Genomic DNA, 17,353 nt, shown 5'->3' with positions numbered 1-17,353 from the left:
AGAGAGGGAAATGAACTATTCACGCATTATCTTGTTCGGCTGTTCTCTGCTTCTATGGGTGGGTACAATAGTTTCTGGACCCATTGTCCAAGCTAAAGAGGGGACTGGCGGTCAAGTCAGTACGACAGGTAAGATTTCTTTTTATGAAGAAGTGACTGAACCCAGCAGCTCTGCTCCAGTGGAATCAAGCACAGCGAAGCCGACTAAACCCATTGGGAACTTTCCTAGTACTGGGGAACAAATTCGAACGTACAGTTTGATTTTAGGCGGTATGATCCTTTTATTCCTTCTCTTACTCTTTTTACGGAAGCGTAGGAAGGAGGAGCGGGAATGAGCGTAACAAAACAAACTTTTTTACTCAGTATGGTACTAATTATCGTGCTTTTCAGCAGTACTTTCAATTTGACTGCTAACGCAACACCTGCATCGTTAAATCAATCTGGAACTGTTTCAGTTGAAGGGAGCGTAGTGACGAATCCAATCGACCCTGAAAATCCAGGAGTACCTATTGATCCAGGACCAGGTCCGTCCACAGAAGGACCACTACGTATCGACTATGCATCATCTCTGGATTTTGGCGAAAGCAAAATCAGTAAAGGTACGCGTAAGTACAATGCATTAGCACAACAGTTTTTTGGAGAAACTGGACCTAGAGGTAGCTATATCCAAATTACGGATCAACAAGCGGATTCCTCTGGTTGGACACTACAAGTTAAACAAGAAACACAGTTTACCAATCAGATTATTCAAAATAAAAAGGAACAAGAACTCAAAGGAGCCGTTCTTTCCTTAGATAAAGGATGGGCGAATTCTAGCGGCACGAGCGAAGCACCAACGGTGACGCGTGAAACGATTGCGTTGAATTCTATCGGTTCAGCCTATGAAGTAGCGACAGCACGAGCTGGCAGCGGAAAAGGGGTTTGGACCATCGCATTTGGAGCGTCAGATACCAATACGAATAATCAACCACATACCTTGAGCCCTGTAGTGGATGCTTCAGGCAAACCAGTAATAGACCGCACCTACAACAAACCGGTCTATCATAATTCAGCAATCACTTTAACTGTACCAGAGTCGACGGTTATTTATCCGGTCGAATATCAAACGGAGTTAACTTGGATATTAGCCAAGTTGCCTTAATAGATTACACACATTTTAGGAGGAAAAACAATATGAAAGCAAGAAGTCTTTGTACAACAACATTAGCAGCAATCTTAGGAGTAGCGGTGGTAGGAACAGCATCCCCTGCTTTGGCGGCACCAACAGAATTAAGTTCAACAGGAAATGTAACTGTAGAAGAAGGAACAGCCGGTGGTGGTGACCAAGGAACGGTCGATCCAGAAAATCCTGACCAAACATTACCAACACCAGATCCAGACTCTCCAGGAGAAAATACAAACCCAGATACTGGTTCCCTAGTGATTGAAAAAACAACAAATTTAGACTTTGGAACAATTAAAACATCAGCGAATACTGTAACAAGTTTTGCGAAACCAATGAGTTTTGAAAGTGGTGCGAAAACGCGTGGCGCATACGTACAATGGGCAGATGTTCGTGCGGGAGGAACATACGGTTATACAGTGACCGCTCAATTATCAAGCCAATTCAAAGATAGTACAGGAACAAACGTATTGACAGGGTCAACAATTGATTTCAGTAATGGAATAATTGCTGCACAAGGCGACAATACAAATACAGTACCATCAAGTGCACAAACTGCTTTTCAACTAACGGAAGCAGCGAATGATGCCAAAACAATCGTAACGGCAAGCAAAGATAAAAAAGAAGGTAAAGGTCGTTATGCAATGGAATTTGGTCAAAGTAAAGATTCAACTGTGGGTGTCGCAGGTACTGATGCGAATTCAGTGAAATTAACTGTTCCAGCCGCTACAGCTTCAAACATGGCAGCAACAAATTATACTGCAACAGTCACATGGAAAATTACTGCTGCACCAGCTGCAGAAGAAACACCAGAAGTAACGCCAGAAGGATAAGCATGATCTTCGATTTTTGCAGAGGAACAAGTTTAACTTGTTCCTCTGTGTACATAGAAAATATACTTTAGAATAGACGAGGTTAGTTATGAAATCACATACAGTATCTACAAAACATTGGGTGAGTATTTTCTTGAGTGTCATGGTTATTGGTCTCTTTTTTTTACAAGCAGTTCCTAGTTATTCCGCTGCTGAGAATCCAGCAGGTGCTACAGGTTTTACCTACAGTATCACTTTTCCCGACAATCAAGTAGATAAAGAATTAGGCTATTATCAATTAAAAATGACACCAGGCCAGCATCAAAAATTAGCAATTGCCTTAAGCAATCCCAGTGATGAAAAAGTGACCATTGATGTGAAAGTCAATGGAGCAAAAACCAATCAAAATGGGGTCATTGAATATGGGGAGTCTACAATCAAAAACGATCCGTCTCTAAAATTTGACTTTACAGAGTTGGTAAAAGCACCAGAATCTGTCGATCTAGCGCCAGGAGAAACCAAAAACTTAGAGTTGACAATTGATATGCCGGAAACCAGCTATGATGGCGTTATAGCTGGGGGTGTTCAATTGATGCGTGCTGGCCAAACAAATGCCGCAACAGACGGTGGAGGATCGAAAATCATCAATCAATATGCCTATGTTATTGGGATGGTTTTACAAGAAACTGAGACCAAGATAGATCCTGATTTGACTCTAAACAACGTCAAAGCTGGGCAAAGCAATTATCGTAATGCAATTTTCGTCAATTTTTCTAATGTGATGGCTGCGTATTTAAATAATATGACTGTTGAAGTACAAATTACAGAAAAAGGAAAGGAAACGGTATTATACGAACGCAAACAAACAGCGATGCGGATGGCACCAAACTCATTTATTGATTTTCCAGTCAGTATGAATGGAGAGCGAATGGTTCCAGGCGATTATGAAGCGGATATCCTAGTTACTTCAGGGAAAAAAAAATGGACATGGAAAAAGGAGTTTAAGATTACAGATGAGGATGCCAACAAATTTAATGAACGCGATGTAGGTCTGGTTCAAGAAAAAGGATTAGACTGGAAATTGATTCTACTAATCGTTGCAGCCTTTCTAATATTGATCATTCTGCTCTTTATTCTTCTACGTTTTCTTCGAAAAAAGAAACAAACCAAAGAGGACATAGCCAAAAGAGCACGTAAAAAAAAGAAAAAACAAGTAACTGAACTGACAAGCAACAAACGAAAGAAGCCAAAGAATTAATGGAGTATAGGAGCTGAAGAGAGTGTCTATCGTAGATTGGATTTTCGTTACAGGTATCGCACTAACGATCGTTGCACTCCTAGGATCCGCCTATTTTTTGGTACAGATCTTACGAACATCGCAGCAGATTCGCCGGCTACCAGTCAGACGAATAAAAAATAAGAAAAAACGACGTTTTATAGCGCGCAAACGTCAAAAGTTGATAAATAAGAGGAAACGAAGCCTTAGATATTGCCTTATTCTATTGGTAGTGACGGTTCTATTTGGTGGAGCATCTGGCTATCTTTCCTACTATCAATCAATGAATTTGACAACAGATGATTCGGATTCTGTGGTTAAAGGGTATTATCTATTGCGTGATTTTGAACAACAGATCACGATTGCTAAAGAAAAGGGCGATGACGAAGAAAAAATGCAAAAAAATATTCGGTATCTTGCTACCGCAATGGCAAGTTACGGATCGAAAACGGCAAGTACGTCTAATTCGCAAGAAGGGCAGTTGACATTGAATCGCTATTATAATGCCGTCAAACAATTAGGGATGAATGCCAGTACTCAAACCAAAAATTTTTATGGTAATGACGCTGTTGTGGACGATTTTTTAGAAGACATCAAAAAGGTACAGACGTATGAAAAAGCAGCATTCGCTTATTATAATGTGGATGAGTCTGCCTTCTCACAAGAGAAATAAATGGAGTGAGAAACGATGAAACAACGTCCGATACCTAAAAAAAAGAACACGACTAAAGTTAGTCGTAACACCCGTATACCATCTAGTGGGAAAAGACGCAGTCCTTCAAGAGACAAGCGAGTCTCTAAGCAAAAGTGGCGCAGGCGCAGGTGGCAGATAAAAGAATTCTTTCTAGCCGTGACTTTAGTTAGTATAGTAGCTATTGGAGTAAGTGTCTTCTTCATCAGCATCTTAACAGTTCGCGGTTATAGTATGGTTCCGACATTACGTGAAGGAGACAAGGTATTAATTCAAAAAAAAACAACGTTTCGCCGATTTGACATAGTCGCATACACTGTCGGAGACGGAGACCCGCAGATTCGACGAATCATCGGATTACCAGGAGAGACAATCCGATATACTCAGGATACGTTGTTTGTGAATGAGCAACCAGTGGATGAAAAATTTTTGGTAGACGAAATCAATGAAAGTCAAAAAAATGGGCGTGATTATACAGAAGATTTTGAGCAACAACCGATTGTGATTCCAGAGGGGTATTATTTTGTACTAGGGGATAATCGACCCTATGCGACGGATAGCCGGCATTACGGATTGGTTGCGGAAAAGCGTTTCCTTGGTAAAGTGACCACACAGTTGTTTCCGTTCAATGAAATCAAAGCATTTTAAACTATAGTGAGGTCAGAATATAGGCTCCATTAATAAAAATAGCAAGTTGAAAATTTTTCTCAATTTTCAACCTGCTATTTTTGAATTAATGAGAGAATTATCCTTTAGGCTGTTGAAATAACTAAAAGAAAGTTTAATTTTAAAGTATTTATGAAATCTTGTTTAGATAATAAATAGTAACGGTTGTCTCTACTACCTCATGAAATATTAAGCATTCATCAATGAATAGATAGCGTATTTTGGTAAGTATAATGGAAGGAAGTAAACAAGATTTATGTTATCAGTTTTGAACAGCAGTCTTAGAAAAAACGAGAGACGATTTATTAAAAGCCCCTTTCCAAGAGGACCAACCATTAACAATCCCTAAAAATCCCTCAAAACCTTATATTTTCTTTCGCTTTTTTGGTATGATAAACCTATCTAAAAAAAGTGAGGAAAAAACTATGAGTGAATCACAAATAACCAAAAAAGCTATCTCATCGGCACTGATCGAACTATGCGATAAAAAGTTGTTTAGTAAAATCAGCGTTCAAGATATCACGAAAGAAGTCGGTTTGAATCGCCAAACTTTTTATTACCATTTTACTGACAAACAGGATCTCTTGCGCTGGATATATACTCACGATGCATTGATTTATCTGGATTCACCAGATATCAGTATCGACAATTGGGAAGAGCAAGCCTTAAAAATGTTAAAAGCAATCCAAGCTAAAAGTGATTTCTACTATAATACAGTTAGTTCTGATTCAGATATTTTAAGAAAGTGTTTTTCAGCGATCACGAATAGACTATTTATCAATTTATTCGATCAAATGGATAAAGAAAATCAATTGCTTCCAGAAGATAAAATCTTCTATGCTCGTTTTTTTTCATACGGATGCAGTGGTGTCTTAATCGATTGGATATTAGGTAGTTATAAAGAGTCACCGCTAGAAATCGCTACACAATTATTCCGACTAGCTAAAGACACAGAGTTTTTCTCGTATCGTTTATACGCCCAAGAAAACGAACTATTGTGACAAATTGTCCATAGTGTCTAAAAAGAAGACGAAATGGAAATGCTATCACAAGACATTTACATGAAATCATTGTACGCTAGATTCATAAATTGAATCGGAGGGATTTTCATGAAAAAAAGACATATTGGATTAGCAGCAGCTGGTGCATTAGGTGCGGCTTATCTTGCTAAAAAAGTAGCCGCTGAAAAGAAAGACGAAAAAGTTGCTGAAGTGGAAGAAGAGATCAACAGCCGTTATTATGGAGACAAACAAGTTTATCTAATTGGCGGCGGGATTGCGACAATGGCAGCAGCAGCTTACTTGATTCGTGATGCAAACTTTAATGGAAAAAATATCCATGTGATCGAAGGCATGAAAATACTTGGTGGTAGTAATGATGGAATAGGGACAAACGAAAAAGGGTTTGTCGCGCGTGGTGGTCGTATGTTGAATGAAGAAACTTATGAAAATTTCTGGGAACTATTTGCTAGCATTCCTTCCCTTGAATGGCCAAACCATAGTGTAACAGAAGAAATTTTGAATTTTGATCATTTACATCCTACTCACGCACAAGCACGTTTAGTGACAAAAGACCAAGAAATCCTTGACGCTCACACAATGGGCTTTGACAATGAAGATCGTTTAGCGATGACAAAATTATTAGCAGCTTCTGAAGAAAGTTTAGATGGTGTAACGATCGAAGAGTGGTTTGGTCCTCATTTCTTTGAAACCAACTTCTGGTACATGTGGCAAACAACTTTTGCTTTCCAAAAATGGAGCAGTGCCTTTGAATTACGCCGTTATATGAATCGGATGATTTTAGAATTTTCTCGAATTGATACCTTAGAAGGAGTTACTCGTACACCTTTAAATCAATATGATAGCGTGATTTTACCATTAAAAGCATTTTTAGAAAAACATGGGGTAGACTTTACCTTAAATGAAGACGTGGTAGATTTAGAATTTAAACCAGGTTCTGAAATCACTGTAACTGCATTAAAACTGGGAAATGGTGAAACCATCGAACTAAATGAAGAAGATGTTGTGATCATGACCAACGGAACGATGACAGATAGTTCAACAGAAGGTGATTGGAGCACACCAGCACCAAAAGTGACGGAAGAATCACGTTCTGCACGTCTATGGCGCAATATTGCCAAGAAAAAAGCAGGATTAGGTAATCCTGAACCATTCTTTGGTAATGAAGCTGAAACGAACTGGGAAAGTTTTACTGTTACTTGTCGAGGGGATAAGTTATTAAAACGAATCGAAGAGTTTTCCGGCAATATTCCTGGATCAGGTGCTTTGATGACGTTGAAAGATTCTAGTTGGTTGATGAGTACCGTTGTTGCGGCTCAACCTCATTTTAAAAATCAAGATCCTGACACGACTATTTTCTGGGGCTACGGTATTTACACAGATAAAGTTGGTGATTATGTGAAAAAACCAATGCGTGATTGTACTGGGGAAGAAATTTTATATGAATGGATCTGTCAAATGGGCTGGCAAGCAGATTGGGATGAAATCATTAAAGATGTGGTGAATGTGATTCCTGCCTACATGCCATATATTGATGCACAGTTCCAACCACGTAAAATGACAGATCGTCCGCAAGTTGTTCCTGAAAATAGCACAAACTTTGCAATGGTCAGTCAATTTGTGGAAATTCCAAAAGATATGGTCTTTACAGAAGAGTACTCTGTTCGAGCTGCAAGAATTGCGGTTTATACACTGTTTGATATTGATAAGGAAATCATTCCTGTTACACCGTATAATCGTGATCCAAAAGTGCTGGCAAAAGCTGCACAAACGATGCTTAGATAAACTAAATTGCTTAAGAGCGTGGGACAAAACGAAAACTCAGTTTTGTTTCGCGCTCTTAATTCGAGTAAACGGCGAGAAAAAAGCAGATCCTTCGGAAATAAGCTTTTGTCTCGTCCTTTTTTTTCGTGAAAAGTAGAGTCAAAACTATATAGGGTCATTGGACTAGAAAAATCTCAGTCTTTAGATGGATGTATCTCTCAAGAGAAACAAGTACAATAAAATAGTAGAGAACGAACCAAGAGAAAAATACGAGATAAAGTTAAAAAAGATTGGGGAAATGAATCATGAAGCGTTTATTTAAAACAGTTGTATTTGAGATGAGTTTGTATTATGGGTTGATGGCACTTGTTTTGCCTTTGATTTACGCCGTTACCTATCATGTAGCTTTTATATCTGTTTTCAACGTAGAATGGTTTGCAGTAACGCTGTTCATGTACCCCATTGTACTTGTATTATCTGCAATTCGTTATAGTTATGGTCGAATGAGAAGGACAAGTCGCTTATAGATAGAATTAAAATAAGCTAGGAGAGAAGTTAACACTTCCGTCCTAGCTTATTTTGAAATATTATAACGTCAACTGTTCCATGTTAAACGCATCTGTCATCGCCTGTGTTGCTTCTTTCATCGGTGTAACAGTTTCTAATTCACCTTGTACAGCGATTCGAGTCGTAGCGTACATATCGCCACATGTAATCAAGGTGATCATTTTTTTGCCTGGAACATCATCGATCAACTCAACTCTAGAAGGATCGATTTTTTCAACATAAGTAATCTTATATGTATAAACATTATTTAAGTCAGTTGTATAAATCAATTCACCAGGTTTTGAGTATTCTAGGGGTGAAAATAATGAAATCATATCCTGTACCCGATGACTGGCAAGAGCGTAGTTTCCTTTGCCCATTTCTTGATCAGGTTTCATCGTTCCTGCACCAGTTAGTAAAACAACATTGTCTAAACCACGAAAAATCGGTAAGTTGATTTTTACATCAGGCAATGCAACTGCACCAACAACAGGTAGATTTTTATTGGCTAGCTGCGCTTTAAGAACAGCTTCGGTACTAAGCGATTCAACTGCTTCAAAATCAAAAGAAGTATCTGTTTGATTATTTTTTGCAACGATCTCAGGTGTTAACTTCTCCACTGCGTACTCTTTGCCGTTTTGTTGAATCAACCAATTTCTGATTTGTGTATTAAAAACTAAAGCTAAACCAACAACCAATAATAAAAATAAAAAGATATTGATTAGCCAATTTCTCTTTTTAGATTTTTTCTTTTTAGGGCGTTCTTTTCTTGAGGCCATATGCTTCCTCCTTTTTCTTTTAAGTGTATCATAAATCAAATTGAAACCCTAGTTTAAAATCTTTATTTTTTTCTAAATATTATTATTTAAAAGGATCCTTAAAAATAGGGTACGCGAATGCTATTTTTAGACGTTTATCCGCTATCTACTATAGATTGTTGCTCCTTTTTAACTGTTTGTAACTGAATCTTAAAATAAAAGACACAAGCTTTTTTTGCTAAAATATTGTAAAATGAAAGAGAAGACAATTGATAGGGGTGATAGAACAAATGTTGGAATTGATTTATGTACATATTGATATGACAAGTAATGCAGTATTATCAAAAGGAATCACACATACAGATTTTACGCGCTCTATTGTTCATCACCCTAAGAACCTGCTTTTACTGAACCCTTCTGCTGAAGAAGGCGAGTATGATATGCATAGTGGCTTGAAGATCATTCGTGGGCAAGAGAATGTCGAACAGTATTTCTCTATTGCTGATCGTCGCAAGATAAACGAAGAAATCAAATGGATCGATTTTTCAGATGTGACAATGCTCAAGGAATTAACGCCAATGGAAATTTCAGAGTTGCTTTACTTTGGTCATATGAAAACAAGCTTACATTCGCCTTTTTTTTATAAATTACAAAATGATTTCGTTTTTTTTGAATTTGTGGACCATATGACTAGAGTTTACTATCGCTATATTGACGAATTTTATCGTATTTTAGCTGATAAAATCACTCGGGTGATCTTAGAGAAGGTCAATGATCGCAAGACATTTTTCAAACGTGGGATTCCAGTTGAGAAGCTCGATGGCGAATTATTGAAGGAAATGAAACCGATTTTGCAAGAAGGCGTTGTTTTTTGTTTTGATCAGATGGATATCAAAGGCAAAGAATACCATATTCCAATTCATGTGGTAGAAGATTCTTTATGGAAAACCAAGAATTTCGCTTACCGAAAGGAACCCGTAATTGCTATATTGATTTATAATACAGCTAAACGGACTTGGCGTTTAATGCAAGAAGATGAATTTGGCTTTATCGAATTACCGAGACAGGCTTAACTAAAATAACAAAGAAGAGGCTCTTTACCAACATTAGTTGGCAAAGAGCCTCTTTTATTGAATTTATCCTTCTAGGCCGTGTCATCACAGATCAACTCGTTTTTTTTGGTCATCTTTACTTTCTTTATCTTTCAATGCATCTTCAATTTCTTTATGCAAGAAATAGGAAATAACCGTTCTGATCACAACTAAAATCGCTAGTTTTAAAATATCTTGAAAAGTCGGTTTGATGATCGACTCAATAATATCTGCGGCAATTAAAATTTCTAAACTAAGTAAGATATAACTACCTAGAAAACTTTTAATAAAGTTGTTTTGTCGAGCCATTACAACACGGTTTCGATCGGTACGTTCACTTTTCAGGAAATCGATACCCGCCATAATAACACCCCAAATCAAGACGACAATCGAAAAAATATTCAACGCTAAAATAAATAAGTCAAAGAAAGGAATCAAGTTGTCCATAATGTTTTGAGCTAGGTCGTGCATAGAAGAAACCTCCTTTGGGCTAATTAGTTTGGTTCGTTGTTTTTTTTGCAGAAACGATCAGCATCATTGGTCTACGCAACTCATCACGCATCTCAGTATTGGCCGCTAACATTTCAGGAGCTGGCATCGGTTCAATCAAATGAGTGAGTTGAAAACCATTGATTAACAGTCCGTTTATGTAAGTAGTCAATGTTTTATGGTATTTCAAGACCTGCTCGCCTAAGAAACTGGTTTCACGAATGCTTTCGTCGAAGTAGCGATCAACTGGCCAGTAAAGTGGCTGACCGTTTTGATCATAAATCCATTCTTGCGTTCCTTGTGCTGAGAAAATCGGATGCTCTGAGAAAAAAATAAAATCGCCGTTAGGTTTTAAACAGTCATTGACTTTTTTTGCAATTGTATCAAAAGAAGAAACATAATGAAGTGCTAAGGAACTAATCACGATATCAAACGTTTCATTTAAAGTATCAATTTCTTCCATACTCATTAAAAGGTAGCTGATTTTTGAAGAATCAGTCATGGCTTGGGCTCTTTCAATCATTCGCTCAGATAAATCAATGCCAATGACTTTTTCCGCACCCTGTTCCACTGCATAACGACAATGCCAACCATAGCCACAGCCAAGATCAAGGACTTTTTTTCCAGTGAAGTCAGGCAATAGTTTTTTTAACTCATGCCATTCTCCAGCACCTTCAAGCCCTTTTTTTGAACGAGTCATTTGACTGTAAGCATCAAAAAATGAGGGTTATCGTATTCATTTTTCATATTATGTCTCCTTTAAACCAGCGTTCATGTTATCCCTTTTATTGTAGCAGATTGTTCAAATAATACCCATAAAAGAGAATTCAATGAAATATTATTGAAAGGTATGACCGCACTGGCTAAGTACATGGATAGCTTTTTCTTTATCCCTATTTTTAATCAGAAGGTAATCAGTATTATAAGTAGATAAAGCAAAAATTGAAATTAGATTTTCAGCTAATGGATTGGCTAACTGAGTCAAAATACCAACGAGAGAAAAATCCAACTCGCCGACGACCTGGATAATGAACCAGTTACTATCAATAGATAAAGCCTCTTTTGTTTCGATGGTTGCTGTCGGTACAACAAGAGAACACTCTTCTTTGGTGTAGGTAATACTTTTGAACGTGTCTATTTTATAAAAGAAAGTGGGGATTTCAGCATGAGCAGGTAATTTTAAAATTGTATAATCGATAGAATCTAATAGCTTGAGTTGCATAGGATACCTCCATTTATTTAAAGTAGAATCTGTAGAAAAACTTGAGAACCATAAATATCAGGCAACTCACTATAAATATTTTGAAACCCAGCTTCTTTGCATAATACCTTGGTGAAAGCCTGATCTTCATTGACGATGATCATCAGTTCATCAATAGTCGGAAACTGTTGTCGGACGAAGGCTGGTAATAATTGAACCGCTTGTTGGACATAGCCATTCCTTAAATGACGATAATCAGTTGAGAGATCTTGTACTAATAAACAGTTTTTATTTGTAGAGTAAAAGCTGCCACCGTTGGCTTCATAAAGGGTTAAAAAAGCTACTAAATAGTCGCCTTCAAAAGCAAGAATAGCGTGCCGCAGTGGATCTTTTTTTATTAAAGCTGTAGCTATTTTAGGTTCACGAACGTAGCGCATTTTTTTTTCTGATAAGCAATAATTATGAATAAGTGTTTCGTGGGTATCTTCATACATGGTTAGATACATGATCGTTCCTCCTGCCTTACGTAATGTTTCTTTTAGCCGATAGGAAAATAACGATTCCTCTATAGCTAGTATAACTTTTTTGACGGCACTTGTGCAGTTGATTTATAGTATTTTTTTCATTGGGGTAAAAATAATTCCATCAATTTCCTGCTGAATGTCTGTAGGGCTAAAGCTTAGATGTTTGTAAGCTTTAATTGCGTAAGGGGAAGAGTTGAGTGTCAGTTCTGAAATATTGTGAAATGTTTGGCAGTATGTCGCAACGGTTTCCACAAGTCGGCGTGCAATCCCTTGTTTGTGATAGGCTTTGTCTACAAAAAGCAAGGAGATATGGTTTGGTAGACGCAATGCAATCATTCCTGTCATTTTTGATTCATCGGAGAAATGGGACCAAATCATCAATTCTTTGGCAACTAGTTGTTGAGTGATTTCATCAAAAGTGATAAATTGTTTGAAACGTTCGATCCCTTCATTAGCGTAATCAGGTGCTTCAAATTCTTGGAAAACTGAGTGAACAAGTGTGAGTGCTTCTTTAAGCTGAGCTCCATTTGTGGATAAGAGCGGTTTGATTCTGTTGTTCATAGTATCCTCCAATGCTTCTTTTTGTTCATTTTATCACAAAAAGATCGATTCAAATCACATGATTGGAGAAAATGCCTGTTCTCCTAGCCAATGGATGAGCGAAATGGTAGAGAGAATTGATCTTTAAATAAAAAAATTAGAGAAAAGCGCTTATGCTCCTCTCCAACTGTTTTTTATTTAATCAGACGTTTGTCATTTTTAGACAAGGTACTAACTTTTTTTATATGGTCAACAGTGATCATCCGGATTTGTTGGCTATCTTCTTGTAAGCGTAACATGATCGAATCACTTATATTCTTGGAGACGATCCATCCAGAAACTGTTTCGAATTTTTGAGAAGTCGGCACTTCTTTTAATTGTAAAACAACTAAACTTTTTTGCGCAGAAGCAACTTGTAATTTCTTAAGAATTTCTTCACGCTCTTTATTTTTACTCTGCTTATCTTTAGAGTCGTCTAAAAATGCCGAAAAGAAACTTTGGGAAGATTGGCTGATCAATTTTGAAATGCTTTTCATTGTTGATTTATGGTTGTTGTCCATTCTTCTACCTCCTTCGCGAATTTACTGCTACTATCAGACTCTGAATAATCAGGTACTACTATTCTACCTAATAAAGAGAAATAATTCAAGAAAATATGTTCGCAATGACTTTATAAATGATTATTCTTACTTGCTTTTTTCAGCAGATTCAGTAATATTAGAAGTACTGATTACGTTTAAGTAATTTGTTTGAAAGTGAGAGAAATAGCTGGAACTTTCAACTTAAAAGAGGGAGATATCAATGAAGCAAAAAATAGAAAAAAAATCAACATTACCTATTATTGCATTACTAGTAGTAGCAGCATTTGCAGGGGCTATTTTAGCCAAAGTAGCACCGATGGAAGAAGGGCATGGTTTTTCAGCATTATTTGCTGATGGAAAAGCAGATGAACCAAAAGTAACGGAGACAAGTGAGAGTTCAAAAGAACCAGAGAAGGTCAAAAAACTCACCTATACAGAACAAGTCAATGAAGATTTAAGACAAGGAAAATTTGTCAATCGAATGCCGATCGAGTTATTGTTACAAACTGATGATAAATGGAAGGCCACACCTTATGGTATGGGGAATCTTGATGGAAATACTCTAGAAATCAATGGCTGTGCGATTCTTTCATTAGCGATGGTCTCTTCTTTTTTAGATAACAAACAATATACACCACAAGATATTCTAAATTGGTCCAAAAATGATTACTATTTAGAAGGGGAAGGAACAGCGTGGTCAGCTTTCTCTGATTTTGCAATGGCTAAGGGCTATCAATTTGAAGATCTTGAAACAGATATTACTGCTGTTGAAGAACAGCTAAAACAAAATCATCCAGTCATTATTTCCGTGAAACCAGGTTTATTTACAGAAACTGGCCATATCATGGTACTTACTGGGACAAATAATGGGAAATTCTGGCTGAATGACCCAAATGATTCTGAAATTAAAGGACATTCGAAAAAGGAATTTACAGCAGATGAATTAATGAATGAAGCTTTGAATTTTTGGGCGATCTATAAATAAAAAAAAGGTGAACCAGACCAACCTTTGTGTGAGGAGGGCGGGTTCACCTTCAATCAAAAAAGAAAACGTTCTATTTATTTTGATTAAGCCATTGACATGGGATGGTTCCCACATTATACAATTGGAGTATAAGAAGGAAATGGAGTGAACGGAATGAAAATTATTATCGAAAAAGATTTTGAAGCGATGAGTGAAACAACTAAAAATATTTTATTAGGTCATATGAGTCAAGATAAACGCGTTAATTTATCTATAACAGCTGGCAATACACCTGTTGGAGTCTATAAAAGAATGGTAGACATTGTCAAAGACTCCCCAGATTATGCGAATGTTCATTATTATAATTTCGATGAAATTCCTGTAGCAGATCAAGCAGAAGGCATCACGATTACTGATTTACGTAAATTATATTTAACACCTGCAAATATCAATGAAGCAAACATCCATCCTCTAACAGTAGAAAACTATGCAGAACAAGATAAACGATTAGCGATGGCTGGCGGTTTGGATGCAATGCTGATTGGATTAGGCGGAGATGGCCATTTCTGCGGGAATATGCCGACAACGACAAGTTTTGAAAATTTGACTTATAAAATCAAAGTCACTGGAGAGGAGCCTTGGTTTGTACCAGATATGATGGAAGCAGGACTAGAATTCGTGACGATGGGTCCTGTCAGTGTGATGCGTGTGAAGCATTTGATTTTGATCGTAAATGGTGAGAAAAAAGCTGAGATGGTCAAAAAGGTACTGCAAGGTCCAGTAACAGAAGAGCTTCCAGCATCCGTCTTACAGTTACATCCAAATCTTACAGTTATTTTAGACGAAGCTGCAGCCAGTGAGCTTGACAAATAAAAGAATGAAAAAAATTAAGGCGATAAAATGTCTTAATTTTTTTACACATTTTACAAACGTATGTTCTCGTGTTATGCTTAGTAAAAAAGAATGGAGTAGGATATGGAAAAAATTCGGTGTGATTGGGCAAATGGCAATGAACTAGAAGAGAAGTATCATGATGAAGAGTGGGGCACTGCGCAACACGATGATCAAAAACTCTTTGAAATGTTGATTTTAGAAAGTATGCAAGCTGGTTTGAGCTGGTCAACGATTCTGAAAAAAAGAGCGACCTTGACTAGTGCCTATGATCAGTTTGATTATTTAAAAATTGCAAAGTATGACCAAGAGAAAGTCGATTTGTTATTAGAAGATCCAGGCATTATTAGAAATAAACTAAAAATCAAGGCCACGATCAATAATGCACAGGCCTTTATGGCAATTCGAGAGGAATATGGTCGCTTTGATCGATTTATCTGGGCTTACGTAGATGGAAAGCCTATCAAAAATCGATGGCAAGATATCAAAGAAGTCCCAGCTTCTACAGAATTGTCTGATAGAATCAGTAAAGATCTGAAGAAAAAGGGCTTTAAATTCTTGGGGACAACGACCGTTTATGCGTTTATGCAAGCAACAGGCATGGTAGATGATCATTTACTTCATTGTTTTAAATGCCAGTAATGATAAAAAATAGAGTCTGGGACATAACTCTACGAGTTATGATGTGCGCCCTAAAAGTTGTACGTGGAAAATACAATTTTTGGGGGTCACATCATTATATCTCAGACTCAAGGAATCCGTATAAACGGTGGGAGCAGAAGCAATCACTACGCTTTACTTCGATCACATCAAATTCTAAGTGCTAAAACACTAAGATTTGAAGGCTTCGAAAATAAGCTGAAATTCACGAAAATTTGAAGAGCAATTTTCGTGAATTCCTTCTTATTTCTCGGGATTAAACACCCCTGTCCCAACCTCCATTTTCTTTTAACTGGTAGAAATATGAAGTATCTCATATAGAGCTACGGTACTGTGCAGAGGTTTTTCAGCGTAAAATTCAAAAACGGCTGCTAGCCATTTATCAGGATTATAGATGGCTAGATAACCTAGACTATTTTTCGAGAGTGTTTGATTGTGTACGATTTTTTTGCCTATATCAATCAAAGATAATTGTTCATTGATTGGAATTATTTGTTCCGTTAAATAAATAGCATCCGTAAAATTTTCTGGTAAAACTAAGGTTAAAGGTATACCGATTTGGACCGACTGCCAGCCAAAGTCACGAATGATATGGTCGTAAAATCCTCCAAAAATAAATTGATTCATCCCTTCAGACTCGCGCCATACATATAAAGGCGCATATGAATTAGAAATTGCTCCTTGGACTTTTTCTGAAATAAGATAAGCTTTAAAAAGTAATCCCTCAAAATGATCTGTTTTTGTTCCATTGGTCGTTACTCGATTTCTAATCACTGACATGTCATAATCGTCTGGTAAAGTTATTTTGTATTGCATCGCATTCATTTCTGTTGCCTCCTATTCTTGATAAATTCATTATATTCTTTTCAAAAAGTGTTGCATAATATGCAAAAATGATATAAGGTATCAGTAATTGTGATAGCAAGAAATGGGTGGTAAGATGGAATTGAACGATTTAACGATCTTTCAATGCGTAGCAACCGCTGGTTCGATGTCAGAAGCCGCCAGAATAATGGGGTATGCACAATCCAATATAACTGAACGCATTCGACTATTAGAAGAAGAACTGACAGTGAGGCTTTTTGAGCGGACAAATCGAGGGGTTATACTACTTCCAGAAGGAGAAAAGTTATTGGAGTACGCAACAATAATTTTGATCCAAATCGATGAAATTCAACGTCATTACAAAAAAATCCCGCTAAAGATCGGTTGTACACAAACGATTGCACTTAATTACTTTGAATTAACCAAGGTCATCCCTTATCAGCCTGCGATAGAGCTAATCATTGAGGGGACAGATCGCTTAGAAAAAATGTATGCAAGCAAAGAAATTGATGTATTGATCACAAATAAAAGGACTTCTCTTGATAGCAATGTTTTATTTTATGAAGAGGTTGGCCGGCTGTCTGCCTCAGATATACAAGATGTGTGTCTGATCAGTCGGGACAAGGAATGTCCGTATAGAAAGATGATGCTATCTTTAATCAATCCGCAGACATGTAAAATTGTCGAAGTGGACTCTATTTACTTGATGATCGACCTAATAAAAAAAGGAGTAGGTTGGTCGATATTACCCAAGCGTTTCTTTCTGGAGAAGCAAAATCAATCGTTGCTTTTTGCTCCAATTGAGCAGCAAGTTCCTATATATATCGTTGGAAATCAAAAGGACAGGCAACATGTTCGTTTATTTTTGGAGCAGAGCAACGATCTGATATAGAG

At 37.2% G+C, this 17,353-nt stretch carries 22 protein-coding genes; 14 read left to right on the top strand and 8 right to left on the bottom strand.

What is annotated here, in order from left to right; genetic code table 11:
- Nucleotides 1–10: 10 nt before the first annotated feature.
- The 9 genes from IGJ55_RS15560 to IGJ55_RS15520 all read left to right on the top strand — a co-directional run bounded on the left by IGJ55_RS15560 (nucleotide 11) and on the right by IGJ55_RS15520 (nucleotide 7,916).
- A complete protein-coding gene (locus IGJ55_RS15560; protein WP_069654930.1) occupies nucleotides 11–334 on the top strand; it encodes an LPXTG cell wall anchor domain-containing protein in 324 nt (107 codons plus the stop codon).
- The gene (locus IGJ55_RS15555) at nucleotides 331–1,140 is read left to right on the top strand and encodes a WxL domain-containing protein (protein WP_069640336.1); all 810 of its coding nucleotides are present in this window, start codon (nucleotides 331–333) and stop codon (nucleotides 1,138–1,140) included. The genes IGJ55_RS15560 and IGJ55_RS15555 overlap by 4 nt, the downstream gene beginning before the upstream one ends.
- 32 nt (nucleotides 1,141–1,172) lie before the next feature.
- Nucleotides 1,173–1,994 (top strand): WxL domain-containing protein, encoded by an 822-nt coding sequence (locus IGJ55_RS15550; protein ID WP_429948394.1) that lies wholly within the window; start codon nucleotides 1,173–1,175, stop codon nucleotides 1,992–1,994.
- An 88-nt stretch (nucleotides 1,995–2,082) separates the two neighbouring features.
- Entirely contained in the window at nucleotides 2,083–3,231 is a 1,149-nt protein-coding gene (locus IGJ55_RS15545; protein ID WP_069640334.1) for a DUF916 and DUF3324 domain-containing protein, read from the top strand.
- Between the two features lie 22 nt (nucleotides 3,232–3,253).
- Nucleotides 3,254–3,922: a hypothetical protein gene (locus IGJ55_RS15540; protein ID WP_069640333.1), complete on the top strand. Its 669-nt coding sequence runs from the start codon at nucleotides 3,254–3,256 to the stop codon at nucleotides 3,920–3,922.
- 15 nt (nucleotides 3,923–3,937) lie between these two features.
- Nucleotides 3,938–4,588, top strand: coding sequence for a signal peptidase I (lepB, locus tag IGJ55_RS15535; RefSeq protein ID WP_430606810.1), 651 nt, complete (start codon nucleotides 3,938–3,940; stop codon nucleotides 4,586–4,588).
- A 443-nt stretch (nucleotides 4,589–5,031) separates the two neighbouring features.
- Nucleotides 5,032–5,607, top strand: a complete 576-nt coding sequence (locus IGJ55_RS15530) for a TetR/AcrR family transcriptional regulator (protein WP_069640331.1) — start codon at nucleotides 5,032–5,034, stop codon at nucleotides 5,605–5,607.
- A gap of 108 nt (nucleotides 5,608–5,715) precedes the next feature.
- Nucleotides 5,716–7,410, top strand: a complete 1,695-nt coding sequence (locus IGJ55_RS15525; protein WP_069640330.1) for an oleate hydratase — start codon at nucleotides 5,716–5,718, stop codon at nucleotides 7,408–7,410.
- 284 nt (nucleotides 7,411–7,694) lie between these two features.
- Nucleotides 7,695–7,916, top strand: coding sequence for a hypothetical protein (locus IGJ55_RS15520; RefSeq protein ID WP_069640329.1), 222 nt, complete (start codon nucleotides 7,695–7,697; stop codon nucleotides 7,914–7,916).
- A gap of 60 nt (nucleotides 7,917–7,976) precedes the next feature.
- Here IGJ55_RS15520 and IGJ55_RS15515 read toward each other — a convergent pair whose 3' ends face one another.
- A complete protein-coding gene (locus tag IGJ55_RS15515) occupies nucleotides 7,977–8,714 on the bottom strand; it encodes a class A sortase (protein WP_069640328.1) in 738 nt (245 codons plus the stop codon).
- A gap of 269 nt (nucleotides 8,715–8,983) precedes the next feature.
- On the opposite strand from IGJ55_RS15515, the gene IGJ55_RS15510 reads away from it, so the two are divergent.
- The gene (locus IGJ55_RS15510) at nucleotides 8,984–9,766 is read left to right on the top strand and encodes a hypothetical protein (RefSeq protein ID WP_207121267.1); all 783 of its coding nucleotides are present in this window, start codon (nucleotides 8,984–8,986) and stop codon (nucleotides 9,764–9,766) included.
- Nucleotides 9,767–9,850: 84 nt separating this feature from the next.
- Here IGJ55_RS15510 and IGJ55_RS15505 read toward each other — a convergent pair whose 3' ends face one another.
- The 6 genes from IGJ55_RS15505 to IGJ55_RS15480 all read right to left on the bottom strand — a co-directional run bounded on the left by IGJ55_RS15505 (nucleotide 9,851) and on the right by IGJ55_RS15480 (nucleotide 13,098).
- Nucleotides 9,851–10,255 (bottom strand): DUF1622 domain-containing protein, encoded by a 405-nt coding sequence (locus IGJ55_RS15505; RefSeq protein WP_069640326.1) that lies wholly within the window; start codon nucleotides 10,253–10,255, stop codon nucleotides 9,851–9,853.
- A gap of 19 nt (nucleotides 10,256–10,274) precedes the next feature.
- On the bottom strand, nucleotides 10,275–10,973 hold the full coding sequence (locus tag IGJ55_RS15500) for a class I SAM-dependent methyltransferase (RefSeq protein ID WP_430606808.1): 699 nt from the start codon (nucleotides 10,971–10,973) through the stop codon (nucleotides 10,275–10,277).
- A 138-nt stretch (nucleotides 10,974–11,111) separates the two neighbouring features.
- The gene (locus IGJ55_RS15495; RefSeq protein WP_429948400.1) at nucleotides 11,112–11,495 is read right to left on the bottom strand and encodes an ACT domain-containing protein; all 384 of its coding nucleotides are present in this window, start codon (nucleotides 11,493–11,495) and stop codon (nucleotides 11,112–11,114) included.
- A 17-nt stretch (nucleotides 11,496–11,512) separates the two neighbouring features.
- Nucleotides 11,513–11,980, bottom strand: coding sequence for a GNAT family N-acetyltransferase (locus IGJ55_RS15490; RefSeq protein WP_069640323.1), 468 nt, complete (start codon nucleotides 11,978–11,980; stop codon nucleotides 11,513–11,515).
- A gap of 102 nt (nucleotides 11,981–12,082) precedes the next feature.
- Nucleotides 12,083–12,559, bottom strand: coding sequence for a GNAT family N-acetyltransferase (locus IGJ55_RS15485; protein ID WP_429948402.1), 477 nt, complete (start codon nucleotides 12,557–12,559; stop codon nucleotides 12,083–12,085).
- A gap of 173 nt (nucleotides 12,560–12,732) precedes the next feature.
- Nucleotides 12,733–13,098, bottom strand: coding sequence for a hypothetical protein (locus IGJ55_RS15480; RefSeq protein WP_069640321.1), 366 nt, complete (start codon nucleotides 13,096–13,098; stop codon nucleotides 12,733–12,735).
- 241 nt (nucleotides 13,099–13,339) lie between these two features.
- Here IGJ55_RS15480 and IGJ55_RS15475 point away from each other — a divergent pair, with 241 nt between their 5' ends.
- From IGJ55_RS15475 to IGJ55_RS15465, 3 genes are all read left to right on the top strand, one after another.
- Entirely contained in the window at nucleotides 13,340–14,104 is a 765-nt protein-coding gene (locus IGJ55_RS15475) for a C39 family peptidase (protein WP_430606805.1), read from the top strand.
- Between the two features lie 153 nt (nucleotides 14,105–14,257).
- Complete coding sequence (locus IGJ55_RS15470) at nucleotides 14,258–14,956, top strand: glucosamine-6-phosphate deaminase (RefSeq protein WP_207121271.1); 699 nt, start codon at nucleotides 14,258–14,260, stop codon at nucleotides 14,954–14,956.
- A gap of 102 nt (nucleotides 14,957–15,058) precedes the next feature.
- A complete protein-coding gene (locus IGJ55_RS15465) occupies nucleotides 15,059–15,616 on the top strand; it encodes a DNA-3-methyladenine glycosylase I (protein ID WP_069640318.1) in 558 nt (185 codons plus the stop codon).
- 306 nt (nucleotides 15,617–15,922) lie between these two features.
- Here the strand turns inward: IGJ55_RS15465 and IGJ55_RS15460 are convergent, their stop codons facing one another.
- Nucleotides 15,923–16,459 (bottom strand): DUF4865 family protein, encoded by a 537-nt coding sequence (locus IGJ55_RS15460; RefSeq protein ID WP_429948406.1) that lies wholly within the window; start codon nucleotides 16,457–16,459, stop codon nucleotides 15,923–15,925.
- 103 nt (nucleotides 16,460–16,562) lie between these two features.
- On the opposite strand from IGJ55_RS15460, the gene IGJ55_RS15455 reads away from it, so the two are divergent.
- Complete coding sequence (locus tag IGJ55_RS15455; RefSeq protein ID WP_244884611.1) at nucleotides 16,563–17,351, top strand: LysR family transcriptional regulator; 789 nt, start codon at nucleotides 16,563–16,565, stop codon at nucleotides 17,349–17,351.
- Nucleotides 17,352–17,353 lie beyond the last annotated feature (2 nt).

Origin of the sequence: Enterococcus sp. AZ170, assembly GCF_050545135.1 — a bacterium.
Lineage (GTDB): Bacteria > Bacillota > Bacilli > Lactobacillales > Enterococcaceae > Enterococcus_L > Enterococcus_L ureilyticus.
This window is presented reverse-complemented; position numbering and strand designations above follow the sequence as displayed.